The sequence below is a fragment of the Mesorhizobium sp. M1A.T.Ca.IN.004.03.1.1 genome (genome assembly GCF_003997555.1).
GTDB lineage: Bacteria > Pseudomonadota > Alphaproteobacteria > Rhizobiales > Rhizobiaceae > Mesorhizobium.
This window is the reverse complement of record NZ_RZTV01000005.1, coordinates 477,476-502,972: the sequence shown is the minus strand read 5'-3', so window position 1 is coordinate 502,972 and position 25,497 is coordinate 477,476. Positions and strand designations below refer to the sequence as shown.

20 protein-coding genes are annotated in these 25,497 nt (G+C 65.2%); 16 read left to right on the top strand and 4 right to left on the bottom strand.

The annotated features are described in order from the left end of the window. The 5 genes from hisA (at window position 1) to coaA (ending at window position 3,751) form a co-directional block, all read left to right on the top strand. Window positions 1-747, top strand: coding sequence for a 1-(5-phosphoribosyl)-5-[(5-phosphoribosylamino)methylideneamino]imidazole-4-carboxamide isomerase (gene hisA, locus EOD29_RS19580; protein WP_095776890.1), 747 nt, complete (start codon window positions 1-3; stop codon window positions 745-747). Further along, window positions 744-1,583 carry an arginase family protein gene (locus EOD29_RS19575; RefSeq protein ID WP_127247503.1) on the top strand — a complete coding sequence of 280 codons (840 nt, stop codon included), beginning with the start codon at window positions 744-746 and terminating at the stop codon, window positions 1,581-1,583. Before hisA ends, EOD29_RS19575 begins: the two co-directional genes overlap by 4 nt. Further along, the gene (gene hisF / locus EOD29_RS19570; RefSeq protein WP_067003275.1) at window positions 1,580-2,374 is read left to right on the top strand and encodes an imidazole glycerol phosphate synthase subunit HisF; all 795 of its coding nucleotides are present in this window, start codon (window positions 1,580-1,582) and stop codon (window positions 2,372-2,374) included. Before EOD29_RS19575 ends, hisF begins: the two co-directional genes overlap by 4 nt. A 9-nt stretch (window positions 2,375-2,383) precedes the next feature. Beyond that, window positions 2,384-2,707 (top strand): phosphoribosyl-ATP diphosphatase, encoded by a 324-nt coding sequence (locus EOD29_RS19565; protein ID WP_127247502.1) that lies wholly within the window; start codon window positions 2,384-2,386, stop codon window positions 2,705-2,707. A gap of 84 nt (window positions 2,708-2,791) precedes the next feature. Then, the gene (coaA, locus tag EOD29_RS19560; protein ID WP_067002907.1) at window positions 2,792-3,751 is read left to right on the top strand and encodes a type I pantothenate kinase; all 960 of its coding nucleotides are present in this window, start codon (window positions 2,792-2,794) and stop codon (window positions 3,749-3,751) included. A 114-nt stretch (window positions 3,752-3,865) separates the two neighbouring features. Here the strand turns inward: coaA and EOD29_RS19555 are convergent, their stop codons facing one another. The 4 genes from EOD29_RS19555 to EOD29_RS19540 all read right to left on the bottom strand — a co-directional run bounded on the left by EOD29_RS19555 (window position 3,866) and on the right by EOD29_RS19540 (window position 7,886). Further along, window positions 3,866-4,990: a phosphatase PAP2 family protein gene (locus tag EOD29_RS19555; protein ID WP_127247501.1), complete on the bottom strand. Its 1,125-nt coding sequence runs from the start codon at window positions 4,988-4,990 to the stop codon at window positions 3,866-3,868. 58 nt (window positions 4,991-5,048) lie between these two features. Then, window positions 5,049-5,669 (bottom strand): alpha-ketoglutarate-dependent dioxygenase AlkB, encoded by a 621-nt coding sequence (locus EOD29_RS19550; RefSeq protein ID WP_127247500.1) that lies wholly within the window; start codon window positions 5,667-5,669, stop codon window positions 5,049-5,051. 86 nt (window positions 5,670-5,755) lie between these two features. Then, window positions 5,756-6,193, bottom strand: coding sequence for an alternative ribosome rescue aminoacyl-tRNA hydrolase ArfB (arfB, locus tag EOD29_RS19545; protein ID WP_095782128.1), 438 nt, complete (start codon window positions 6,191-6,193; stop codon window positions 5,756-5,758). A gap of 82 nt (window positions 6,194-6,275) precedes the next feature. After that, window positions 6,276-7,886 carry a phosphoenolpyruvate carboxykinase gene (locus EOD29_RS19540; RefSeq protein WP_067323873.1) on the bottom strand — a complete coding sequence of 537 codons (1,611 nt, stop codon included), beginning with the start codon at window positions 7,884-7,886 and terminating at the stop codon, window positions 6,276-6,278. A gap of 341 nt (window positions 7,887-8,227) precedes the next feature. On the opposite strand from EOD29_RS19540, the gene EOD29_RS19535 reads away from it, so the two are divergent. The 11 genes from EOD29_RS19535 to addA all read left to right on the top strand — a co-directional run bounded on the left by EOD29_RS19535 (window position 8,228) and on the right by addA (window position 25,458). Next, entirely contained in the window at window positions 8,228-8,929 is a 702-nt protein-coding gene (locus tag EOD29_RS19535; protein WP_006201274.1) for a response regulator transcription factor, read from the top strand. A 116-nt stretch (window positions 8,930-9,045) separates the two neighbouring features. Further along, entirely contained in the window at window positions 9,046-10,830 is a 1,785-nt protein-coding gene (locus EOD29_RS19530) for a sensor histidine kinase (RefSeq protein ID WP_127247499.1), read from the top strand. 25 nt (window positions 10,831-10,855) lie between these two features. Beyond that, entirely contained in the window at window positions 10,856-11,317 is a 462-nt protein-coding gene (locus EOD29_RS19525) for an HPr kinase/phosphorylase (protein ID WP_127247498.1), read from the top strand. Between the two features lie 165 nt (window positions 11,318-11,482). Beyond that, complete coding sequence (locus EOD29_RS19515; RefSeq protein ID WP_067002921.1) at window positions 11,483-11,884, top strand: PTS sugar transporter subunit IIA; 402 nt, start codon at window positions 11,483-11,485, stop codon at window positions 11,882-11,884. Then, window positions 11,881-12,177 carry an HPr family phosphocarrier protein gene (locus EOD29_RS19510; RefSeq protein WP_067323867.1) on the top strand — a complete coding sequence of 99 codons (297 nt, stop codon included), beginning with the start codon at window positions 11,881-11,883 and terminating at the stop codon, window positions 12,175-12,177. Before EOD29_RS19515 ends, EOD29_RS19510 begins: the two co-directional genes overlap by 4 nt. Before the next feature lie 171 nt (window positions 12,178-12,348). After that, the gene (gene ahcY / locus EOD29_RS19505) at window positions 12,349-13,749 is read left to right on the top strand and encodes an adenosylhomocysteinase (RefSeq protein WP_127239634.1); all 1,401 of its coding nucleotides are present in this window, start codon (window positions 12,349-12,351) and stop codon (window positions 13,747-13,749) included. 188 nt (window positions 13,750-13,937) lie between these two features. Further along, window positions 13,938-16,493 carry a PAS domain-containing sensor histidine kinase gene (locus EOD29_RS19500; RefSeq protein WP_127247497.1) on the top strand — a complete coding sequence of 852 codons (2,556 nt, stop codon included), beginning with the start codon at window positions 13,938-13,940 and terminating at the stop codon, window positions 16,491-16,493. Window positions 16,494-16,499: 6 nt separating this feature from the next. Continuing rightward, a complete protein-coding gene (gene tsaE / locus EOD29_RS19495; RefSeq protein ID WP_127247496.1) occupies window positions 16,500-18,011 on the top strand; it encodes a tRNA (adenosine(37)-N6)-threonylcarbamoyltransferase complex ATPase subunit type 1 TsaE in 1,512 nt (503 codons plus the stop codon). Then, window positions 18,008-18,769, top strand: a complete 762-nt coding sequence (locus EOD29_RS19490) for a nucleotidyltransferase family protein (protein WP_127247495.1) — start codon at window positions 18,008-18,010, stop codon at window positions 18,767-18,769. Before tsaE ends, EOD29_RS19490 begins: the two co-directional genes overlap by 4 nt. Window positions 18,770-18,829: 60 nt before the next feature. Beyond that, complete coding sequence (gene addB / locus EOD29_RS19485) at window positions 18,830-21,949, top strand: double-strand break repair protein AddB (protein ID WP_127247494.1); 3,120 nt, start codon at window positions 18,830-18,832, stop codon at window positions 21,947-21,949. Then, window positions 21,946-25,458, top strand: coding sequence for a double-strand break repair helicase AddA (addA, locus tag EOD29_RS19480; RefSeq protein WP_127247493.1), 3,513 nt, complete (start codon window positions 21,946-21,948; stop codon window positions 25,456-25,458). Before addB ends, addA begins: the two co-directional genes overlap by 4 nt. Window positions 25,459-25,497: the final 39 nt, after the last annotated feature.

The window sequence follows — 25,497 nt, the reverse complement described above, 5'->3', positions numbered from 1 at the left end:
GTGATCCTGTTTCCGGCAATAGACCTCAAGGACGGCAAATGCGTGCGCCTGAAGCACGGCGACATGGCAACCGCCACCATCTACAACGATGACCCGGCGGCCCAGGCACGAGCCTTCGAAGAGCAAGGCTTCGAATGGCTGCACGTCGTCGACCTCAACGGCGCCTTCAAGGGACAGAGCGTCAATTCCGCGGCGGTCGGCGCCATCCTCAAGGCGACGAAGAACCCGGTGCAGCTCGGCGGGGGCATCCGCACGCTGGCGCAGATCGAGGACTGGCTGGACCGCGGGCTGGCGCGAGTCATCCTCGGGACCGTGGCGGTGCGGGAGCCCGAACTGGTGAAGGAGGCATGCAGGACCTTTCCCGGCAAGGTAGCAGTCGGCATCGACGCCAAGGGCGGCAAGGTGGCGGTCGAGGGCTGGGCCGAAGCCTCGGAACTCGGCGTCATCGAATTGGCGAGGAAGTTCGAAGGTGCGGGCGTGGCCGCCATCATTTACACCGACATCGACCGCGACGGCGTGCTCTCCGGCATCAACTGGGATGCCACCATCGACCTTGCCGAGGCGGTATCGATCCCGGTGATCGCTTCCGGCGGATTGGCCTCTATCGCCGACATCGTGCGCATGACCATGCCCGATGCGAAGCGCCTGGAGGGCGCGATCTCCGGCCGCGCGCTCTATGACGGGCGCATCGACCCGGCGGAGGCGCTCGCCATCCTGCGCGGCAACAACGCGGAGGCACGAGCGTGAACATCTCGATCATCCTGGGATCTTATGACAGCGGCCACTTTCACGGCCGCTGTGGCCAAGGCCCCGATGCGCTGATCTCCGGCGGGCTGGCCGAGGCGCTGAAGCTTGCCGGTCACGACGTCGAGGTGCGCGACATCGGCAAGGTCGTCGAGGACGAGCAGGAGCGCGAGATCGGCACGGGATTTGCCGTCTGCAACGTCGTTTCGGGCGAGGTCCGCATCGCGCTGGACAACGGGCGCTTCCCCATCGTTCTGGCCGGCAACTGCCTGACCAGCGCGGGCGCGGTTGCGGGCGAAGGCGCGGATGCCATCATCTGGGCCGACCAGCATGGCGACCTCAACACGCCGGAAACCTCCACCTCCGGCTTTCTCGACGGCATGGCGCTGGCAACGGCGCTTGGATTGTGTTGGCGGCGCATGGCGGCGCAGATTCCCGGCTTCAAGCCGATCGAGCCGGCCCGCTGTGTCCTGGTCAACGCACGCGACCTCGATACGGCCGAGAAAGAGCTTTTGGAGAAGCTGCCGATCATCCGCACCGAGTGTCCGGACTGGGCAGTGGCCGCGGCGAAGCTGAAGGCCATGGGTGCCGAGCGCATTCACATGCATGTCGACCTCGACGTGCATGATCCGGAAAAGCTGCAGGCCAATCGTTACGCAACGCCTGGCGGCCCGGCGCCGGAGCAGGTCCGCACCGCGATGTGCGGCCTTGCCGGCCCGCTCAGCATCGCCGGGCTTACCATTTCCGCCTACGATCCGGCGTTCGACCCGAAGGGCGAGGTGCCGCCGCAGGTCGGCGAGCTGGTGGTCGACCTTTTGTCGACCATGGAGGGGCGCTGATGCTGAAAGCCCGCGTCATTCCCTGTCTCGACGTCAAGAACGGCCGCGTGGTCAAGGGCGTCAATTTCGTCGACCTGGTCGATGCCGGCGATCCGGTCGAGGCGGCGAAGGCCTATGATGAGGCGGGCGCCGACGAGCTCTGCTTCCTCGACATCACCGCATCGTCCGACAATCGCGAGACGATCTTCGACGTGGTCGCCCGCACGGCCGAACAATGTTTCATGCCGCTCACCGTCGGCGGCGGCGTGCGCCAGGTGGCCGACATCCGAAGGCTGCTTCTGGCCGGCGCCGACAAGGTATCGATCAACACGGCGGCGGTGAAGAACCCGGATTTCGTCGCGGAGGCTGCCGACAAGTTCGGCAACCAGTGCATCGTCGTCGCCATCGACGCCAAGAAAGTATCGGCTGCCGGCGAGGCCGACCGCTGGGAGATCTTCACGCATGGCGGGCGCGAGAAGACCGGCATCGACGCGGTCGAGTTCGCCAAGAAGATGGTCGATCGCGGCGCCGGCGAGATCTTGCTGACCTCGATGGACCGCGACGGCACCAAGGCCGGCTACGATATCGCGCTGACCCGCGCGATCGCCGATGCCGTGCGTGTGCCGGTCATCGCTTCGGGCGGCGTCGGCACGCTTGATCACATGGTGGAAGGCATCCGCGATGGCCATGCCGCCGCCGTGCTTGCCGCCTCGATCTTTCATTTCGGCACCTACACCATCGCCGAGGCCAAGGCGCATATGGCGGGCGCCGGCCTGCCGATGCGGCTGGACTCGACCGTTCATCGGACTTAAACCACTGCTATGGCTCAATTTTCACTCGCCGAGCTGGAAACGATAATTCATCAGCGCGCCCATTCCGGTGATCCGGAGTCATGGACGGCGAAATTGTTCGCCAAGGGCATGGACAAGGCGGCGCAGAAGCTCGGCGAGGAAGCGGTCGAGGCCGTGATCGCCGCCGTTCGCGGCGACCGGCAGGCCCTCGTTTCGGAAAGCGCCGATCTTCTATATCATTGGCTGGTCGTCCTCGTGATCGCGGGCATTCCGCTGGAGGACGTGCTGAAGGAGCTCGAGGGCCGCACCGGCCGCTCGGGCGTCGCTGAAAAGGCGTCCCGGCCCCGGGGCTGACCGCTAAAGACGGATGGAGCATGATGTCGTCCGAAAACCGCTCCACACTTTTCGGCATCATGCTCTAGGAGGGCAGGAGACTCGATGGACCAGCTTGCTCCGACCGAGAAATACTCCCCCTTTCGTTTCTTCTCGGCCGAGCAATGGTCGCAGTTCCGCGCCGACACGCCGCTCACGCTGACCGAGGACGAGATCGACCGGCTGCGTTCGCTCAATGACCCGGTCGACCTCGAAGAGGTCAAGCGCATCTACCTCTCGCTTTCCCGTCTGCTTTCGGCGCATGTCGAGGCGAGCCAGCTGCTGTTCAGGCAGCGCCAGGCCTTCTTCAACGCGCAGGACGTCGTCAAGACGCCGTTCATCATCGGCATCGCCGGCTCGGTCGCCGTCGGCAAATCGACCACCGCTCGCGTGCTTAAGGAATTGCTGGCGCGCTGGCCGTCGAGCCCGAAGGTCGATCTCATCACCACCGACGGCTTCCTCTTGCCGAACGAGATCCTGCGCCGCAACAATCTGATGGAGCGCAAGGGCTTTCCAGAAAGCTACGACGTCGGCGCCCTGCTCCGCTTCCTTTCCGGCATCAAGTCGGCGCAGCGCGACGTCCGGGCCCCGGTCTACTCGCACCTGACCTACGACGTCATTCCGGGCGAGTTCGTCACCATCGACAGGCCGGACATTTTGATCTTCGAAGGCATCAATGTTTTGCAGCCGGGCAAGCTGCCGAAGGACGGCAAGATCGTGCCGTTCCTGTCGGATTTCTTCGACTTCGCCATCTATATCGATGCCGACGAGAAGCTGATTCACCAGTGGTACACCCAGCGCTTCATGCGACTGCGCGAGACTGCCTTCCGCAACCCGGACTCCTTCTTCCACCGCTATTCGCAGCTGTCGGAGGATGCCGCCCGCGCCATCGCCGAGGGCCTGTGGAGCAACATCAACCTGAAGAATTTGCGCGAGAACATCCTGCCGACCAGGGCGCGCGCCGACCTCATCCTGCGCAAAGGCGCCAACCACCTGGTCGAAGAGGTGGCATTGCGGAAACTCTGATAGAATCCGGCGGACCGGCGCCTAAAGCGCATGGCCCTGGCGTCGATTCAGGCGACGCGCTTCCAAATTAGTCTTTGTTCTTAGTCGGCGGCAGCTTCGATAAGGAGCCGGGTCTCAGCAGACCGTAGCGGCCGCCACGGGACGGTTGACGGCTCCGATCGGCATGTTCGGCACGAGGCGACGGTCCGCGGGGATCAGCTTGCGAGCGACGATGTAAATCACAGACACGACGATGACGGCGACATAGCTGTCTATTGCATAGTGCCATGCCAGATAGACCGAGCTGACAGCAACAAAGGCCACGTAGAGCAGAGCGAAGGCGCCGAGGAGGCGGCTGTATTCGCGCACGAACAATGCATTGAGCATTGCAAGGCCGACGTGAACGCTGGGAAACGCCGAGATACCCGTGGCAAAACCGGTCTGCTTGGCCTCATACAGCGACCATAGATACTGCTGGTAGGCGGCCGCGGAGTTGCTTGACCCAGCCCCGCGGGCCAGGAATGCAAGCTGTTCACCAAATCGCGCCGTGTCTCCCGTGACCGCGCCGTAAAATGCCGGACCCGCCGAGAGGAACAGCGCCGCCAGGATGTTTCCGACCAGGATCCAGACTGCCATAAAGCAGGCGAGATAGCGCGTTCGGGCCGATGCCACCATGGGCGATGTCGCGACGAAGAACAAGCCGACGAAATTCAGCAGAAACCAGAAGACGTTGTAGTTCCATTCTATTATGACGCGCACCAGATCACTTTCGGCCACGGAGTAGAGCCAGCGCCACGGATCGGCGCCCAAATGGAGGAAAGCGTCGATGTCCGCGTGCAGGACATCGAATTGAAAACCGCCTTGCCAGGCCGACATTCCGTTTTTCACGGAAGTGAAATTTCCCTGAAAGATCATGAGCGCCATCAGAAGGCACAATCCCGATAGCGAATATGCCAACCGCCCGGTCGAAAACACTCTTTTCGCAACCAAACGTCGCCGGGAATTGAAGCGATGCATAATGAGAATTGCGTCGGCAAGGATTGCTATTGTGGGCAGTGCGAAGCCGTTGAGGGAAATCCAGGACCCGAAATATATCGAGAACGCGAGGCGGTCGGCCGCGCCAATCGCGTTCAGAAAGATCAGCCCGGCCAAAACATAAATGACGATGGCCAGATAGAGGCCCGAATCCCTCCGAACGAGTTGGGCTGCCTCCGTGACGATTGCCCACAGGCCGCGGAGGACCGAATAGCTTTCCGTCATTGCCGAGCCCCAAGCTGCAATAGCTGCCCGTCTTTATGAGGAAAACTTCTAGATTTCGTTAGCTTGCGGGCACCGTTACCCGCCGCAGCGTCAGATTGATACGGCCGCCACTCCTCAACAGCGCCGAGGTCGCTGGGTAGATGCGGTCAACGCCGTGGAAACAGAGGCGTCCCCCCCCGCCAAGCACGACGACATCGCCGCTCTTCAGCCTGAACGACTTGGTGCCGCCTTCGCGCGTGGTGTGACCGACCCGAAACAGGCAGTCGTCGCCGAGCGACACCGAAACGACGGGTGCTGCGAAATCCTGCTCGTCGCGGTCCTGGTGCAGACCCATCTTGGCCTCGCTCGAATAGAGATTGACGAGGCAGGCTTCCGGCGGATGCGGATAGGCCGACACCTCGCGCCACACTTTTATCAGGGCTTCGGGGATCGGCGGCCAGGGCTCGCCTGTCACCGGGTGCATCGGCTGGTAGCGATAGCCGCGTTCGCGGTCGGTCACCCAACCGAGCGTCCCGCAATTGGTCATGCGCACGCTCATTTTCTTGCCGGTGCGCGGCATGGCAGGCACGTAAAGCGGCGCCGCCTGCACGATGCGCCTGATCTCCTCGACCAGCGCTTCCTGCTCCGTGCGCGACAGATAGCCCGGCATATGGCGAATGCCCTTGGGCAGAACGAGCATGGGATTCGATCCGATCAGTTCGTCCGAGCATGCCACCGGCAGAACGGCTTCGCGACCCGAAAGCGGCCGTCGTCGGATGTCGGCCCCTAGTCGCTTTCCACCCGGCCGCGCAGCTTCTTCACCGTCGAGCGCCCGGCCTTGGTCTTGAGGCGCCGCTCGACGGCGCCCTTCGAAGGCTTCGTCTTCTTGCGCGGCGGCGGCGGCGGCTCGGCCGCCTTGGCGACCAGTGCCGTCAACCTGGCTCGCGCGTCGGCGCGATTCTGTTCCTGAGTGCGGAAGCGCCCGGCCTCGATGACGATGACGCCATCCTTGGTTGCGCGCTGGCCGGCGAGCTTGATGGCGCGCTCCCGCACCCGCTCCGACAGGCCCGGCGCATTGGCGGCGTCGAAGCGCAGCTGGACGGCGGTCGCCACCTTGTTGACGTTCTGGCCGCCCGGGCCGGAAGAGCGGATGAAATCCTCGTGCAGGTCGTCCGGATGGATGACCGCGTCACTGGCGATGATGATGCTGTCGTCGGCATTCATGCGCACAGTCATGGCGCGGCGGCGGGAAAAAGAAAAGGCCCGGCCCAAGCCGGGCCCTGGAGGAAGATGTTCGGAGCGGCAGCTATTCCGCCGCCTCCTGCAGGCGCGGTGCCGCGCCGCGGATGGCCGCGTCGACATGTGTTTCGAATTTCTCGAAGTTGGCGGCGAACATGTTGACCAGCTTGGAGGCCTGCCTGTCATAGGCCGCCTTGTCGGCCCAGGTCGAGCGCGGATCGAGAATGGCGCCGTCGACGCCCGGCACCGCCACCGGCACCTCGAAGCCGAAATTGGCATCGGTGCGGAATTCGGCGGCATTGAGCGAGCCGTCGAGCGCCGCGCCGAGCAGGGCGCGCGTCACCTTGATCGGCATGCGACGGCCGGTACCATAGGCGCCGCCGGTCCAGCCGGTGTTGACCAGCCAGCAATCGACGCCGTGGCCGGCGATCAGCTCGCGCAGCAGATTGCCGTATTCTGACGGATGGCGCGGCATGAAGGGCGCGCCGAAGCAGGTCGAGAAGGTCGCCTCGGGCTCAGTTATGCCCTTTTCGGTTCCGGCGACCTTGGCGGTATAGCCTGAAAGGAAGTGATACATCGCCTGCGCCGGCGTCAGCCGGGCGATCGGCGGCATGACGCCGAAGGCGTCGGCCGTCAGCATGATGATGTTCTTCGGATGGCCGGCGCGGCCGGTCCTCGAGGCATTGGGAATGTAGTCCAGCGGATAGGCGCAGCGCGTGTTCTCCGTGAGGCGGCCGTCGTCGAAATCCGGCGCGCGGGCAGCGTCGAGAATCACATTCTCCAGCACCGTGCCGAAGCGCTGCGTGGTGGCGAATATCTCGGGCTCCGCCTCGGCCGACAGCCTGATCGTCTTGGCGTAGCAGCCGCCTTCGAAGTTGAAGATGCCGTGCGGCCCCCAGCCGTGCTCGTCGTCGCCGATCAGTGTGCGCGATGGATCGGCCGACAGTGTCGTCTTGCCTGTGCCGGAAAGGCCGAAGAAGACGGCAGCGTCGCCGGCGGGTCCTTCGTTGGCCGAGCAATGCATCGGCATGACGCCTTTTTGCGGCAGCAGGTAGTTCAGCACGGTGAACACCGATTTCTTCATCTCGCCGGCATAGGACGTGCCGCCGATCAGCACGATCTTGCGGGTGAGGTCGACCGCGATAACCGTCGCCGCGCGGGTGCCGTGGCGGGCCGGGTCGGCGCGGAAGGACGGCAGGTCGATGATCGTCATCTGCGGCACGAAGCGGTCGAGCTCGGCGGCTTGCGGGCGGATCAGGAGATTGCGGATGAACAGCGAGTGCCAGGCGAATTCCGTCACGACGCGAACCGGCAGCTGGAACTCGGCGTCGGCGCCGCCGACGAGATCCTGCACATAGAGGTCCTTGGCGGCAGCATGGGCGCGGAAATCGGCGAGGAGCGTCTCGAACTGCGCCGGCGAGATCGCCTTGTTGTTTTCCCACCAGACATGCGGGGCGGTGCTGTCGTCACGCACGACGAACTTGTCCTTCGGCGAGCGTCCGGTGTGCTGGCCGGTCTCGGCAACCAGCGCGCCCTGCGCGGTCAATTTCGCCTCGCCGCGGCGGATCGCTTCCTCATAGAGCTCGGCAGCGCCGAAATTATATCGCACCGTGCCCGTGGTCTTCAGGCCGATCGCGTCAATGGCGCAGTCGGGGTTGCGTTTGCCGGCTTCCGACATCAAATTTCCTCTCCGGATTTTGGCCGCGTCTGACCGGTCATTGCCGGAACGCGCAAGGGACTAATTAGGGTCAGAACCAGAAAAGGCGAATGATATCAAATCATTAATCGATTTAAAAATTTTGAAAGTTGTTTAAATCGTTTATATGTGCAAAAAATCACAGAGGTTGCCCAAAGGATTGGCAGGCTTCGTTCGTCCAATCCGGTTATGGGTGCGATCGTGTGTAGCGGCAGGCCGCCCGTGACTTCGGACAAGGCCCGTGCCACATTTTGTACCCAATTTGTCCTGCAAAAGCCCTTTCTCGACGACAGAAGGGACAGCTCATGAGGGAGCCGCTTGAAATGGCAACAATCGCGCTTGTCGACGACGACCGAAATATTTTGACTTCGGTGTCGATCGCGCTCGAATCCGAGGGCTACCGCGTCGAAACCTACACCGACGGCGCGTCGGCACTCGAAGGCCTGGCGGCGCGGCCGCCCAACCTCGCCATCCTCGACATCAAGATGCCGCGCATGGACGGCATGGAGCTGTTGCGCCGGATGCGGCAAAAATCCGACTTGCCGGTGATCTTCCTGACCTCGAAGGACGACGAGATCGACGAATTGTTCGGCCTCAAGATGGGGGCCGACGACTTCATCCGCAAACCGTTCTCGCAGCGCTTGCTCGTCGAGCGGGTGCGCGCGGTGCTGCGCCGCACCAGCGCCCGCGAGGCGGCCGCCAAGGCGCCCAGCCAGCAGGCGCGCTCGCTCGAGCGCGGCCAACTGGTGATGGACCAGGAGCGGCACACCTGCACCTGGAAGGGCGAGCCGGTGACGCTGACCGTAACCGAGTTCCTGATCCTGCATTCGCTTGCGCAGCGCCCTGGCGTGGTAAAAAGCCGTGATGCGCTGATGGACTCGGCCTATGATGAGCAGGTCTATGTCGACGACCGCACCATCGACAGCCACATCAAGCGGCTGCGCAAGAAGTTCAAGGCCGTCGATGACGACTTCGAGATGATCGAAACCCTTTACGGAGTCGGGTACCGGTTTCGGGAAGCTTGATATAGTGAATAGTCAATGGTGAATGGTGGATGGTGCGAGCGGCCCACTGGGCTCTATCTAATCGCCCCATTTTTCCATTCGCCATGCACCATTCACCGGACAGGGACTGCTAGTTGATGGCAGTGGAAGCAGAGCGAGGCAGGCGGGCGGGCGCGGCGAAGCGCCCGTCGCGTATCGTGCCTTCATTCCTGTCGAAGATCACGGTGCCGATGCGCCGCTTCCTCGGCCACCACATCTTCTCCAGCCTGACGCGGCGCATCCTGTTTCTCAACCTGGCCGGCCTTGCCGTGCTGGTCACGGGCATCCTCTACCTCAACACCTTCCGCGACGGGCTGATCGACGCCCGCGTCGAAAGCCTGATGACGCAAGGCGAGATCATCGCTGGCGCCATCGCGGCCTCGGCGACGGTCGAGACCGACTCGATCAGCATCGATCCGGAAAAGCTGCTCGAGCTGCAGGCCGGCGAAAGCCTGGGGCCAGGCTCGGACCAGCTCGACAATCTCGACTTCCCGATCAATCCCGAGCGCGTGGCGCCGGTGCTGCGGCGGCTGATCTCGCCGACCCGCACGCGCGCCCGCATCTACGACCGCGACGCGAACCTGCTGCTCGATTCGCGGCATCTCTATTCGCGCGGCCAGATCCTGCGCTACGACCTCCCGCCTGTCGACGACGAGCAGCCCGGCCTTTTGGAGCGCGTCGAGAAATTCGTCTTCGACTTCTTCCGCAACAAGGACCTGCCCGTCTATCACGAACAGCCCGGCGGCAATGGCGCGGCCTTCCCCGAAGTGGTCAAGGCGCTGACCGGCAGTCCCTCGACCATCGTGCGGGTAAGCGAGCAGGGCGAACAGATCGTCTCGGTAGCGGTGCCGATCCAGCGCTTCCGCGCCGTGCTCGGGGTCTTGATGCTGTCCACCGAAGGCGGCGACATCGACAAGATCGTCGCGGCCGAACGCAAGGCGATCCTGCGCGTGTTCGGCATCGCGGCGCTCGTCACGGCCATCCTCTCGCTGCTGTTGGCCTCCACGATCGCCAATCCGCTGCGGCGGCTGTCGGCTGCCGCCGTACGGGTGCGGCGCGGCGTCAAGAACCGCGAGGAGATCCCTGACTTCTCCGACCGTCAGGACGAGATCGGCAATCTGTCGATCGCGGTGCGCGACATGACAAACGCGCTCTATGCGCGCATCGAGGCGATCGAAAGCTTCGCTGCCGATGTCTCGCACGAGCTCAAGAATCCGCTGACCTCGCTGCGCAGCGCGGTCGAAACGCTGCCTCTGGCCAAGAACGACACCTCACGCGAGCGTTTGATGGAAATCATCCAGCACGACGTGAAGCGGCTCGACCGGCTGATCACCGACATTTCCGATGCCTCGCGGCTCGATGCCGAATTGGCGCGCGAGGATGCCTCGACGGTCGACCTGAAGAAGTTCATCACCGATCTTGTCGCGGTCTCGCGCGAGACGACGCGCAACAAGAAGTCGGTCGAGATCGAGCTCAAGGTCGCCAAGCTGCCGCAGGGCGTCAAAGGCTATGTCGTCGTCGGCCATGATCTGAGGATCGGCCAGGTCATCACCAACCTGATCGAGAACGCGCGTTCCTTCGTTCCCGAGGAACACGGCCATATCACCATCTCGCTGGCGCGCGCCGGCAAGTTCAACATCGTCACCGTCGACGACAACGGTCCGGGCATCAGAGCCGAAAAGATCGATCGCATCTTCGAGCGCTTCTATACCGACCGGCCCGCCGGCGAGGCCTTCGGCCAGAACTCCGGCCTGGGCCTGTCGATCAGCCGCCAGATCGTCGAAGCGCATGGCGGCACGCTGACGGCGGAAAACATCCCCGGCACCAAGCCGGGCGAGATCAAGGGCGCGCGCTTCGTGGTGACCCTGCCGGCCGAAGGCTGATCTCCGTTCCCAGACAGAAACGATCATGTCCGATCCTGCCGTGAAGCCCGAAAATATCCACGCAACGGCGATCCTGATCGGCGATCGCGGCGTCCTCATCACCGGGCCGTCCGGCGCCGGCAAGACGACGCTGGCGCTGACGCTCATCGATCATTGCCGGGTGCGCGGGCTGTTTTCGCGACTGATCGGCGACGACAGGCTGCTTGCCGCCCCGCGTCACGGGCGGCTGGTCTGCCGGGCGCCGGCCACCATCGCCGGTCTCGCCGAAGTGCCCGGCTTCATTCCGAGCCCGCTGCCGTTCGAGCCGGGCGGCGTGATCGACCTGCACGTCCGGCTGGTGCCGAAAGAGGAAATGGCCCGCTTCCAGGAAGAAATCAGCGAGCCGGTCGCGGGCTGCCTGGTGCCGCGCATCGATCTTGCGGAGCGCAATGTTGTCACAGGCGTGCCGGCCGTGATGGCGCGGCTGTCGATAGCGCCTTTTTCATGATCCGGGTCCGGATTTTTTGCTGCAATGCGTCAAAATGGACCGGGCCGTCGCAATTTTGGGCTTGTCAACCGGCCGTGCGTCGACAAGATAGCGCTCCCGCCGCCTGGAATGGTTGGCGAACATAAAATACGCCAGTAAAGCGGCGATGACGGGAGCCACCAAAGAATGATCGGACTCGTGCTCGTGACGCACGGTCAACTCGCCACCGAGTTCCGGCATGCCGTCGAACACGTGGTGGGGCCACAGGACAATTTCGAAACGGTCGCGATCGGCGCCGACGACGACATGGAGAAACGCCGGGCCGACATCGTCGACGCGGTGGCACGCGTCGACACCGGGGCCGGCGTCATCGTGCTCACCGACATGTTCGGCGGCACGCCTTCCAACCTCGCCATCTCGGTGATGGAATCGGGCCGCACCGAGGTCATCGCCGGCATGAACCTGCCGATGCTGATCAAGCTCTCCTCGGTCCGCAAGGGCGACAACATGGCCGCCGCGCTCGACGAGGCGCAGGCCGCAGGGCGCAAGTACATCAACGTCGCCAGCCAGCTTCTGAGCAGCAAATGAACGCCCATGCGCCGGAAAAAGACGAGGTTGTGCGTGAGTTCCCGATCGTCAACCAGCGCGGCCTGCATGCCCGCGCCTCGGCCAAGTTCGTCCAGGTCGCCAGCGGCTTCGACGCAACCATCCATGTCGAGAAGGACGGCGTGAAGGTCGGCGGCACCTCGATCATGGGCCTGATGATGCTGGCGGCAAGCCCCGGCTACTCGATCCGCGTCACCGCCACCGGTCCGCAAGCCGGTCCGGCCATGGACGCGCTGGAGCAATTGGTCGCCTCGCGCTTCGGCGAGGAAATCTGAAGGCCGCCGATCGCTGCTCGCATTGTCTCGAAAGACATGCACGAATAAAGATTTCTTTATATCCCATTGTCGTTTGGCAGCCGATCTGCTAGTCAGGCCGGCAATCCGCGCCCTCCATGCGCCGTCCCGGCGCCGGCGCGCTTTTGAAGACAATCACACCGGAGCACTGCCATGACGGGTAGCAAGGACTATGTGGTCGCCGACATTTCGCTTGCCGGCTGGGGCCGCAAGGAGATCGAGATCGCCGAAACCGAGATGCCGGGCCTGATGGCCTGCCGCGAGGAATTCGGCGACAAGAAGCCGCTCAAGGGCGCGCGCATCACCGGCTCGCTGCATATGACGATCCAGACCGCGGTGCTGATCGAGACGCTGAGAGCGCTGGGCGCCGATATACGCTGGGCCTCCTGCAACATCTTCTCCACCCAGGATCACGCCGCCGCGGCGATCGCCGAGGCCGGCATTCCGGTCTTCGCCATCAAGGGCGAGTCGCTGGAGGACTACTGGGATTACACCGACCGGATCTTCCAGTGGGCCGACGGCGGCACGTCCAACATGATCCTCGACGACGGCGGCGACGCCACCATGTACATCCTGCTCGGCGCGCGCGCCGAGGCGGGTGAGGACGTGCTGTCCAGTCCTGGCAGCGAAGAGGAAGAGATCCTGTTCGCCCAGATCAAGAAGCGCATGAAGGCTTCGCCGGGCTTCTTCGCCAAGCAGAAGGAAGCGATCCGCGGCGTCACCGAGGAGACGACCACCGGCGTCAACCGCCTCTACCAGCTGCAGAAGAAAGGCCTGCTGCCCTTCCCGGCGATCAACGTCAACGACTCCGTCACCAAGTCGAAGTTCGACAATAAATACGGCTGCAAGGAATCGCTGGTCGACGGCATCCGCCGCGGCACCGACACGATGATGGCCGGCAAGGTCGCGGTCGTCTGCGGCTATGGCGACGTCGGCAAGGGCTCGTCGGCCTCGCTGCGCGGCGCCGGCGCTCGCGTCAAGGTGACCGAGGTCGACCCGATCTGCGCGCTGCAGGCGGCGATGGACGGCTACGAAGTGGTCACGCTGGAAGACGCAGCCCCCACCGCCGACATCGTCATCACCACCACCGGCAACAAGGACGTCGTCACGCTCGACCATATGCGGGCGATGAAGGACATGGTGATTGTCGGCAACATCGGCCACTTCGACAACGAGATCCAAGTGGCGTCTCTCCGCAACCTGAAATGGACCAACGTCAAGCCGCAGGTGGACATGATCACCTTCCCGGACGGCAAGCGGATGATTCTTCTGTCCGAAGGCCGCCTGCTCAACCTGGGCAACGCCACGGGCCATCCGAGCTTCGTCATGTCGGCTTCGTTCACCAACCAGGTGCTGGCTCAGATCGAGCTCTTCACCAAGCACGGCCAGTACCAGAACCAGGTCTATGTGCTGCCCAAGCACCTCGATGAGAAGGTGGCGCGACTGCATCTCGACAAGCTTGGCGCGCGCCTCACCGAGCTCTCTTCCGAGCAGGCGGCCTATATCGGCGTGACGCCGCAGGGCCCGTTCAAGCCTGAGCACTACCGCTATTAACGAAAACGGAAATATCTACAACATATTGAAGCCGGGTGTTGACTTTCCGCCCGGCTTCATTTTTTGCACCTGTGATTCTTCACGCCGATTCCGGCAGGCGTTATTGTTGTGATTCGCGGTCCGGGGACAGTTGGGCCGGGGACGCATTCAGGGCGGTCTTGCATTCAAGCGGCGAAGAGGACCAAGACATGCCGGGGGATAACCCGCCACGCGCGGGAAAGGCCGTTTCCGGCGGCCACGAGGATTCGATCACGACCGGCTCCGCCGCGGCGGGCGGAGCCCTTTCATGGCGCGCCGGCGCCCGTCTCGGCACGCTTCTTGCCGCCGCCACGTCTGCCGCCCCATTGCTTAGCATTGCGGCGCATGCCGATACCGGCGTGGCCGCGGCGGTCAGCACGGTCGAGGTGATGCAACTTGCGATGTTTGCCGGCGTCATGGGGGCAGCCCTTGTCTCGGCCATCTTCCTGATCCGCGAGCGGGCACGGACGGCGTCGCAAAATGTCCAGCTCAGGGCGCGAATCGCCGACGTCAACGCGGCCCTGCAGCGCTCCGAGGCGCTGCTCAATTTGCGCGACCAGCGCGTCGTCGTGTGGAGTTCCGAGATCAAGAAACCGGAGCTGATCGGCAGCCTGCCGCTCGAAAGCGGCGCACCGGACGAGCGGTCCGCCTTCCTCGCTTTCGGCCGCTGGCTGATGCCGCGCTCCGCCGCGGCGCTCGAGAACGCCATAGCGGCGCTGCGCGACCAAGCGAAAACTTTCGATCTCATCATCGAAACGCAAGCGGGCATGCCGCTGGAGGTGCATGGCCGCAAGAGCGCCGCGCATGTCTTGGTCCGCTTCATATCGCTGTCGGAAACGCTGCGCAGCCAGGCCCGGCTGAAGGTCGAGAACCAGCGGCTCAGCGCCGACTACGATACCATGCTCGGCCTGCTCGACGCGCTGAAGATGCCGACATGGCTGCGGGCGGCCGACGGGCGGCTGAAATGGGTCAACCGCGCCTATGCCGAGGCGGTCGAAGCGGAAAGCGCGGAGGCCGCCGTGCGCGAAGCCAAGGAGTTCCTCGGCGGACAGGCGCGCGAGCAGATTGCCGAACAGCACAAGTCGCGCCCCGTCTTCGAGCAGACATTGTCGACGGTCATCGAGGGTGATCGCCACATGTTTTCGGTCACCGACTTTGCGAGCGCCGACGGCTCGGCGGGGCTCGCCTGCGACATCAGCGCGATCGAGACGATCCGCGCCGAATATGAGCGCACCGTGCGCAGCCATGCCGACACGCTCGACCAGCTCAACACGGCGGTGGCGATCTTCGATACGGATGAAAACCTGCGCTTTTTCAACCAGGCATTCCAGAAACTGTGGGGCCTGGACGGCGGCTTCCTGCACAGTGCCCCCTCCAACGCGCTGCTGCTCGACCGGCTGCGCAGCGAAGGGAAGATCGCCGAACAGCCGGAATGGCGGCGCTGGAAGGAGAACCTGCTCGGCGCCTATCGCGCCGTCGAATCGCAGGAGCATTGGTGGCACCTGCCGGACGGCAAGACGATCCGCGTGGTGGCCAACCCGCAGCCCAAGGGCGGCGTCACCTGGGTGTTCGAGAATCTGACCGAGAAGATGGACCTCGAAAGCCGCTACCAGACCGCCGTGCGTGTGCAGGGCGAGACGCTGGACAATCTGGCGGAGGGCGTGGCGGTGTTCGGCCCGGACGGACGGCTGCGCCTGTCCAACCCCGCCTTTATCGCGCTGTGGGGGCTGGCGCCGGATGCGATCAAGGCTAACGTGCATGTCTCGGCGATCCGCGACCTTTGCGATCAACGCGCGGCCGACAGTCCGTGGGGCGGCTTCGTCGCCGCCATCACCGGCTTCGACGACGAACGCCGCGACCGCTACGGCCAGGCGGAACTCGTCAACGGCACGGTGCTGAGCTATGCCGTGATCCACCTGCCCAACGGGCAAGTGATGATGACCTTTGTCGACGTCACCGACACCGTCAATGTCGAGCGGGCGCTGAAGGACAGGAACGAGGCGCTGGAGAAGTCAGACCAGTTGAAGAACGAGTTCGTGCAGCACGTCTCCTACGAACTGCGCTCGCCGCTGACCAACATCATCGGCTTCACCGAACTGCTGTCGCTGCCGACGACGGGACCGCTGACGCCGAAGCAGCGCGAATATGTCGAGCATGTCGGCTCGTCGTCCTCGGTCCTGCTCACCATCGTCAACGACATACTGGATCTCGCGACGGTCGATGCCGGCATCATGCAGCTCGACATTTCCGAGATGAGTATCGACAGGACGATCGCTGCGGCCGCCGAGCTGGTCGCGGACCGGCTGGAGGAGCATCAGATCAAGCTCAAGGTCGACGCTGCATCGGCGCCGAAGAGCTTCCACGGCGACGAGATCCGGGTCCGCCAGATCCTCTACAATCTCTTGAGCAATGCCGCAAATTATGCGCCAGCGGCGAGCACGATCACGCTCGCTTGCCGTCAAATGGCAGACGGCGTCGAATTCTCGGTGCATGACGACGGGCCGGGCATGCCGCCGGACGTGCTGGAATCGGTCTTCCGACGCTTCGAGCCGCGCGCCAATGGCGGCCGCCGACGCGGCGCCGGGTTGGGACTGTCGATCGTCAAGAGCTTCGTCGAATTGCACGGCGGAACGGTGCGTATAGAGACCGGAGCGGACAAGGGCACGACCGTGATCTGCACCTTCCCGGAGACGCCCTCCGGCGGCATCCGCGAAGCGGCCGAGTAACGCGCTTTGGCAGAAACGGTGTTGGAACGATTTCTCGCCGACGAGGCGGCGACCGCGAGGCTTGGCGAAGACCTTGCCATGGCGCTGCGGGCTGGCGACGCAATTGCGCTGAAAGGCGATCTCGGCGCCGGCAAGTCGACGCTCGCCCGCGCGCTCATCCGGGCGCTTGCCGACGACGCCGGCCTCGAAGTGCCGAGCCCGACCTTCACGCTGGTGCAGAGCTACGAGACGCGGATACCCGTGCACCATTTCGACCTCTACCGCCTGTCCTCGCCGGACGAGCTCGACGAGCTCGGCCTCGACGACGCGCTGGCGCAGGGCGCGGCACTGATCGAATGGCCGGACCGAGCCGGCGACCAGCTGCCGGCAAATGCGCTCCAGGTCGAGCTTATCGAGCAGGGCGCGGGCCGGTCGGCAAGGATCTCCGGACAGGGAGCCGCCTTCGAGCGCGCGGCGCGCTCGCTGGCGATGCGTGATTTCCTGGCCGCGGCCGGCTGGGGCGAAGCGAGCCGCCGTCATTTCGTCGGCGACGCGTCCGCCCGTTCCTACGAGATCGCCTCGCTTCCCGGCGGGGCGCCGCGGGTGCTGATGAACTCGCCGCGCCTGGTGCTCGGACCGCCGGTGCGCGACGGCAAGCCTTACGCAGTGATCGCTCACACCGCACAGTCGGTCGCCGCCTTCGTCGCCATCGACCGGGCGCTTCTCGCCGCCGGCGTCAGCGTGCCGCTTATCCATGCGCAGGACCTCGACCAGGGCTTTCTGCTGCTCGAACATCTCGGCTCGGAAGGATTTTTGGGCGGCGACGGCCAGCCGATCGCCGAGCGCTATAAGGCAGCGGCGGAGCTGCTCGCCATGATGCATGGCAAGGACTGGCCTGACCGCATGGAGGCCGCGCCGGGCGTATACCACGACGTTCCGCCCTTTGACCGCGAGGCGATGCTGATCGAAGCGGACCTTCTGGTCGATTGGTATGTGCCGATGGTCACCGGCGAGCCGGCAAGCGATGCATTGCGGGCAGGCTACCACAAGGCATGGAATGCGGTGCTCGACCGGCTCGAGGGCCAGGAATACACGCTGATGCTGCGCGACTTCCATTCGCCCAACATCATCTGGCGGGCAGAGCGTTCCGGCCTCGATCGGCTCGGCATCGTCGACGTGCAGGACGCACTGATCGGCCCGGCGGCTTACGACGTCGCCTCTTTGGCCATGGATGCGCGTGTCACCGTCTCGACCGAGATCGAGCGGCGGACGGTCGAAGCCTATGTCGCGGCGCGGCGTTCGGCCGGCGCCTTCGACGAAGCCGGCTTCGCCGAGGCCTATGCGATCATGGCGGCGCAGCGCAATTCGAAGATCCTGGGCATCTTCGTGCGGCTCGAAAAGCGCGACGGCAAGCCCTACTATCTGAAGCACCTGCCGCGCATTCGCGACTATCTGAGGCGGGCGCTGGCGCACCCGGCGCTTGCCGGCCTGAAGGAATTTTACATGGCCCACGGCCTGCTCGAGGAGCGCTCGCCATGAAGCCGAAGACCGCGATGGTGCTTGCGGCCGGTCTCGGCAACCGCATGCGGCCGATCACCGACACGATGCCGAAGCCGCTGGTGAAGATCGCCGGCAAGGCCTTGCTCGACTGGGGGTTGGACAGCCTGGAAGCCGCCGGCGTCGCCAGCGCCGTCGTCAACGTTCACTACCTGCCGGAGCAGATCATCGCCCATGTCGCCGGCCGCCGGGCGCCGAAGATCGACATTTCCGACGAGCGCGCGGGCCTGCTGGACTCGGCCGGCGGCATCGTCAAGGCGCTGCCGTTCCTGGGGGGCGAGCCTTTCTACATCATCAATGCCGATACGTTCTGGATCGACAGCGGCGAGCCCAGCCTCGAGCGCCTCGCCCTTGCATGGGACGCCGCTAGAATGGATATTCTGCTGATGCTCACCGATCTCGACTCAGCGATCGGACACTGCGTCGGCACCGACTTCCTCGTGGCGCCGGACGGCGCGCTGCACCGGTCCAAAGGCGACCCTGCCGGCTTGATCTATGCCGGTGCCGCGATCATCGATCCGCGCATCTTCAAGGATGCGCCCGAAGGCCCGCATTCGATCAACGCCTATTTCGACAAGGCAATCGACGCCGGCCGCCTGTTCGGCATGAAGATGAGAGGCCGCTGGATCACCGTCGGGACGCCGGACGCCATTCCGGCGGCCGAAGCGGCGGTCACCGGCGCGCCCGCGACCGCATCGGCCCAAAAATCGGGTCCGATTTTTGGAAAGCACGATGCGTAGACTCAAAGAGTTAGATCGTCGTTTGTGCGCCCAAACGGGCGCACAAAGATCTAATGCGGTATGAGCGGCTCGCGCCGCGTCTTGTCCATCCCGTCCGGAGCGCCGTTCCTGCCGACGCTGGCGGAGGCGTTGCTCGAAGGCCGCCTGATCCCAACCTTCCGCTTCGACGGCGAGCCGCTGGCGCTGGCTGACGCGACCATCTATGTGCCGACGCGGCGCGCGGCGCGCGCCCTGCGCGGCGCCTTCGTCGACATGCTCGGCAGACGCTCGGCCATCTTGCCGACGGTGCGGCCGCTCGGCGAGTTCGACGAGGACGAGGCCGCCTTTGACGCCGAGGCGGCACCGGCAATAGACCTCGCACCGCCGATCGCCGCGCAGGAAAGGCTGCTGTTGCTGGCGCCGCTGGTGCGTGCCTGGAAGGAAAGCCTGCCGGCGCACGTCAGGGCGCGCTTCAACGAGGAGTTCGTTGTGCCGACCTCGGCCGCCGACGCCATTTGGCTTTCGCGCGACCTTGCCCGGCTGATGGACGAGATCGAGACCGAGGGGACGGATTGGGCGAAGCTCGCCACGCTGGTCACCGGCAACCTTGCGGGCTGGTGGCAGGTGACGCTCGATTTCCTCGGCATCGTCACCGACAACTGGCCGGAGTTGCTCAAAGAGCGTGACCGCTCCAATCCGGCCGCGCACCGCAGCGCGCTGATCCGGCTGGAAGCGGCGCGGCTGAAGCGCAGTCCGCCGACCGGACCGGTGATCGCCGCCGGTTCGACCGGCTCCATTCCAGCCACGGCCGAGTTGCTTGCCGTGATCGCCGGCTTGCCGAACGGCGCCGTCGTGCTGCCCGGGCTCGACCGTGAGCTCGACGACGCGTCCTTCGCGGCGATAACCGCGCCCGGCGCGCGGCCGGCAACACTTGGTCACCCACAATACGGCCTCGCCAAGCTGATCGGCAGCATTGGCATTGAGCGCCGCGATGTCGAGGAGATCGGCGCTGCGTCAAGACCGCTTGCATTACGCGCCGCCCTTGTCGGCGAGGCGCTGCGGCCGGCCGAGACCACCGAGCTTTGGACGGAGTCGCGGCTGCGTTTCCCGGTCAGCGATGTCGAGCAGGCGCTGGCCGGCGTGACGCTGGTCGAGGCTGCCAATGGGCGCGACGAGGCGGCAGCGATTGCCATTGCGCTAAAGCGCGCAGTGGAACTGCCGGGCAAGCGCGCGGCACTCGTCACCGGCGACCGCGCCCTGGCGCGACGCGTCTCGGCCGAGCTGCTGCGCTTCGGCGTCGTCGCCGACGATTCCGGCGGCACGCCGCTAGCCAACACCCCGGCCGCCAGCCTGCTCAGGCTGGCGCTAGGCTCAGCGTTCCGGCCAGGCGATCCGGTGGGTCTATTGTCGCTGCTCAAGCATCCGCTGCTTGGCCTCGGTCTCGAACGCCAGAGCGTGCGCAAGGCTGCCGAGCTGATCGAGCTGGTGGCGCTGCGCGGCGGCACCGGCCGGCCGGACGTCGCTTCCCTCGACGCGCTTTTCGAGACGCGGCTCGCGGGCCTTAGCGGCGACAGCCGTCAGCCCTTCTGGTTCCAGCGCCTCACGGTAGGCGGTATCGAAGAGGCACGGGGCGTGCTCAATCGCCTCACCGATGCGCTATCCCCGCTCACGGCGATGCGCGCCGAGAAGGATGCCGATATCGCGACATTGACGCGGGCGAGCGTCGTGGCGCTGGAAGGTCTCGGCCGCGCGGCCGATGGCAGCCTGACCAGCCTCTATACCGGCGACGCCGGCGAGAAGCTCGCCGAGCTGCTGCGCGGGCTGGTTGCCGCGTCATCGCCGCTTATGTTCGATGCGGGCGAATGGCCCGACGTGATGGAGGCGCTGATCGCGCCGGAAACGGTCAAGCCGGCGCAAGGCACCGACCGCAACATCGCCATCTGGGGCGCGCTGGAAGCTCGCCTGCAAAGCGTCGACACGCTGGTCATCGGCGGCCTCAATGAAGGGGTCTGGCCGCGCAAGCCCGAGAGCGACCGGTTCATGTCGCGGCTGATGAAGACCGGCATCGATCTCGAGCCGCCGGAGCGGCGCATCGGCCTGGCCGCGCATGATTTCCAGATTGCGATGGGTACTGAAACGGTGGTGCTGACGCGCTCGGCCCGATCCGGCGACGCGCCCGCGGTGCCGTCGCGCTGGCTGCAGCGCATCCTCACCTTCATCGGCAAGGACCAGGCGACGGCAGTTCGCCGGCGCGGCGACGCGCTGCTTGCCTGGGCGCGCGCGCTCGATGCCGGCGACAGGAAGGATTTCGCGTCCCGCCCACAGCCGAAGCCGCCGCTGCACCTGCGGCCACACCATTTCTCGGTCACCGAGATCGAGACGCTGCGCCGCGACCCCTATGCGATCTATGCCAGGCGGATTCTCGGCCTGATGCCGCTCGACCCGGTGATCCGCGACCCCGGTGCTGCCGAACGCGGCACGCTGTTCCACGAAATCCTGCATTTGTTTTCGCGAAGGATGGAGGATCCGAGGGCGCCGGGCGCGCTGGCAGCCCTCATCGAGGCCGGTCGCGCGTGCTTTGCCGACGCGGCACTTCCGCCCGATATCGAGGCGGTGTGGTGGCCGCGCTTCGAAAAGCTCGCGGAAAACATCATCGAATGGGAGCATACCCGCGCCGACGCCGTCGCCCGGCGCTATGCCGAGGAACGCGCCGAAAAGACCGTTATCGGCCGCACCGGCATCACGCTTTCGGGCTATGCCGACCGGGTCGACCTTCTCGCCGGCGGCATGGCCGACATCCTCGACTACAAGACCGGTTCCTCGCCTTCGAAGGCGCAGGCGCATACGCTTCTGTCGCCGCAGCTGGCACTCGAGGGCGCGCTGCTTCGGCGGGGCGCCTTCAAGGAGCTCGGCATCTGCGAGCCCTCGCAGCTTGCCTTCGTGCGGCTGAAGCCGAACGGCGAGGTGTTCGAGGAATCGATCCTCGAATACAACCGCAAGCCGAAGACCGCCAACGAGCTTGCCGAGGAAGCGTGGGCGCGGCTGGAAAGGCTGCTGTTCCACTATGCTGACCCGACCACCGGCTATCTGTCACGCGCGCTGCCGTTCCGCGAAGGCGAGGCCGATGGCGACTACGACCATCTGGCGCGCGTGCTGGAATGGTCGGCCGGCGGCGCAACCGAGGACGAGGCGGAAGGATGAGATATCCGATCCCCTCCGACACCGCCGCCAGCCAGGCGCGCGCTTCCGATCCGCAAAATTCCGCCTGGGTCTCGGCCAATGCCGGCTCGGGCAAGACCCATGTGCTGGCGCAACGCGTCATCCGGCTTCTGCTCAACGGCACCGATCCGTCGAAGATCCTGTGCCTGACCTACACGCGCGCCGCCGCCGCCAACATGTCGAACCGCGTGTTCTCGACGTTGTCGGAGTGGACGGCGCTTCCAGACGCCGAGCTCGCGACACGGATAGCCGCGCTCGACGGGCGGTCGGCCGATCGCGATACGATGCGGCGCGCGCGCCGATTGTTTGCCGAGGCGCTGGAAACGCCGGGTGGCCTGAAAATTCAGACCATCCACGCCTTCTGCGAATCGGTGCTGCATCAGTTCCCGCTGGAAGCCAACATCCCGGCGCATTTCGACATGCTCGATCCGCAGATGGAGGCCTCGCTTTTCGCGGATGCGCGCCGCGACATGATCTCGGGTGCCGGCACCGGTGTCGAAGGCCTGGCGGAAGCCTTTGCCACGGTGCTGGAGCGCGGCGGCGAGTTCGGGCTCGACATGCTGCTCTCCGAGATCGTCGGCAAGCGCGACGAACTGCGCGCCTTTATCGAAAAGCTGGGCAAGGACCGGGACTTCCGGCTGCTGTTCGCCGAATTCGGCTTCAACCCCGGCCAGACGGCAGCCGGCATTGCCGCTTCGGTCTGGCCGCTGCCGGGCTTTGCGCCGAGCCAGTTCGCTGAATTCGGGCGCGCCGCCGAAGCCGCCGACGCGCGGCAGGTGCTGAACAACGTGCTGCCCTATGCGCAGACCGCTTTTGCCGAAGCCGATCCGATCAGGCGACTGCGACTGCTCGCCAAGGCATTTCTGCGCTCCGATGGCGACCCTTACGATCCACCGAAGATCTTCAAGAAAGCGCTGGTCGACAGGCTGCCCGACCTGCCCGAGCGCTATCTCGCGGCGGCCAGGGCGATCCTCGATGTATCGGACCGGCTGGCGTTGTTTCGCATGCTCGAAGGTACGGCCGCCGCGCTCACCGTCGCCGGCTGGCTGATCGCCCGCTACGAGCAGCTGAAGCGAAGCCGCGGTTTCCTCGACTTCAACGATTTGATCACCCGCACGGTCAGCCTGCTGTCGCGGCCCGATGCCGGGCCGTGGGTGCAGTTCAAGCTCGACCAGGGCATCGACCATATCCTGCTCGACGAGGCGCAGGACACCAGTCCCGACCAGTGGGAAGTGGTGAAGAAGCTGACGGAAGAATTCTTCGCCGGGTTCGGCCAGCGAGAGACGGTGCGGCGCACGGTGTTCGCCGTCGGCGACGAGAAACAGTCGATCTACTCCTTCCAAGGCGCGGCGCCCGATTCCTTTGCCGAAAGCCGGCTTTTGTTTGCCGGGCGGGTGCGCGACGCGGAGGCTTCGTTTGCCGACCTGAAGCTCACCTGGTCGTTCCGCTCGAGCGACGACGTGCTCGCCGCCGTCGACCGCGTCTTCGCCGAGCCAGGCGTGCGACGCGGCATCAGCCACGATCCCGATCCGCTCAGCCACAAGGCGATCCGCACCGATGCGCCGGGCTATGTCGAGGTGTGGCCCTCGATCGGCGCCGAAATGGTCGAAGAGCCCGACGACTGGACCTTGCCGGTCAACCACGCCAGCGCGCCCGCCGTGCGCGTGGCCGAACATGTGGCAACGACGATCCAGAACTGGCTGCGCAACGGCGAGGCCATCGAAGGCAAAGGCCGCAAGCTGACCGCCGGCGACATCCTGGTGCTGGTGCGCAAGCGCGATCGCTTCGTGCACGCGCTGTCGCGCAGCCTCAAGAACCGGCAGATCCCGGTTGCCGGCGCGGACAGGCTGAGCCTTCCCGGCCATATCGCCGTGCAGGACCTGATCGCGCTCGGCCATTTTTTGATTCAGCCGGAGGACGACTTGTCCCTGGCCGCCGTGCTGCGCAGCCCGATCTTCGAGGTTTCCGAGGAGACGTTGCTCACGCTCGCTGGCGAGCGGCCAAAGGGCCAGTCGCTGATCGCCTCGCTCCGGCAGCATGCCGGCGGAGACGAGGCCTTGGCCGCCGTTGTTAGCCGGCTCGATGGCTGGGCGACTGAGGTGGCATTCAAGCCGGTCCTCGAATTCTATGCCGCCGCGCTTTCGCGTGACGGCCTGCGCCGCAAGATGACGGCCCGGCTCGGGCCGGAAGCCGGCGACATCCTCGACGAGTTCCTGAGTTTCTGCCTGGCCGAGGAACGTACCGGCCTGCCGGGGCTGGAATCCTTCCTCTCGACGCTGGAAAACAGCGGGCCGGAGATCAAGCGCGAGATGGACCAGACCCGCAACGAGGTGCGCGTCATGACCGTGCACGCCGCCAAGGGCCTGGAGGCGCCGGTCGTCTTCCTGGTCGACGGCGGCTCGGCGCCGTTCAGCGACCAGCACCTGCAGCGGCTGATGGCCTTCGAAAGCTCGGGCGCTGATTGGAAGGGCAAGGGCTATCTCTGGCGCTCGGCTAGTGACGTCGCCAACGGCGTTTCGAAAGCGGCCTCGGCGCGGGCGCGCGAACTTGCCGACGACGAATACCGGCGGCTGCTCTATGTCGGCATGACGCGCGCCGAGGACCGGCTGATCGTCTGCGGCTATCACGGCAAGCGCGCGCCGAGCACCGGCACCTGGCATTCGATTGTCAGCCGGGCACTGCTGGGTGCGCCGGAAAGCGCTGAGCGGCGGCATCCGGCGACACCCGACGTGGCGGTGCATCGCTTCCATATGACCAAGCTGCCGCCGATGGCGCTCAATCAGGCTGAGGAGACGATACCGTTCGATCATGCCGCGCCGCTGCCGGACGGCCTGTTCCGGCCGCTGCCACCCTATGAGGACTTGCCGCGGCCGCTCTCGCCTTCAGGCGCCTCGGCGCTGATCGACGAAGCGACGGAAAGCTTGCCCGACACGCGCTCACCGGTGCTCGATGCGGAAACCGAACCCGGCTTTGCGGTGATGCGCGGGCTTGCACTGCACAAATTGCTGCAGATGCTGCCCGGCATCGCCGAGGACGAGAGGCGGAGCGCGGCCGAACGCTATCTGGCGCGCGCCGGCGCCGACTGGCCGGCCGAAGAGCGCGACACCGCGCTGGAAGCCGTGCTTTCCATCCTGTTCGACAGAAGCTTCGGGGCGCTGTTCTCGCCGTCCTCGCGGGCGGAAGTCGCCATCATGGGCAGCCTGGAGGTGAAGGGCAAGCTGCGCTCCATCTCCGGCAAGATCGACAGGCTGGCGGTCACTGCGGAAACGGTCTCGATCGTCGACTACAAGACCAACCGGCCGGCGCCGGCCAGCCTGGCCGAAGTGCCGCCGGCCTATGTCCTGCAGCTTGCGCTCTACCGCGCGCTGCTTCAGCCGCTCTATCCGGGCCGCACGGTGACGGCCGCGCTGCTGTTCACCGAGGCGCCGCGCCTGATCGAGCTGCCGGCAGCGGCCATGGACGGTGCCCTTGCCCGACTCACGGGAGCGTGACACAAGAACTGCTTGAACATCGCCACCACAGCCACCACA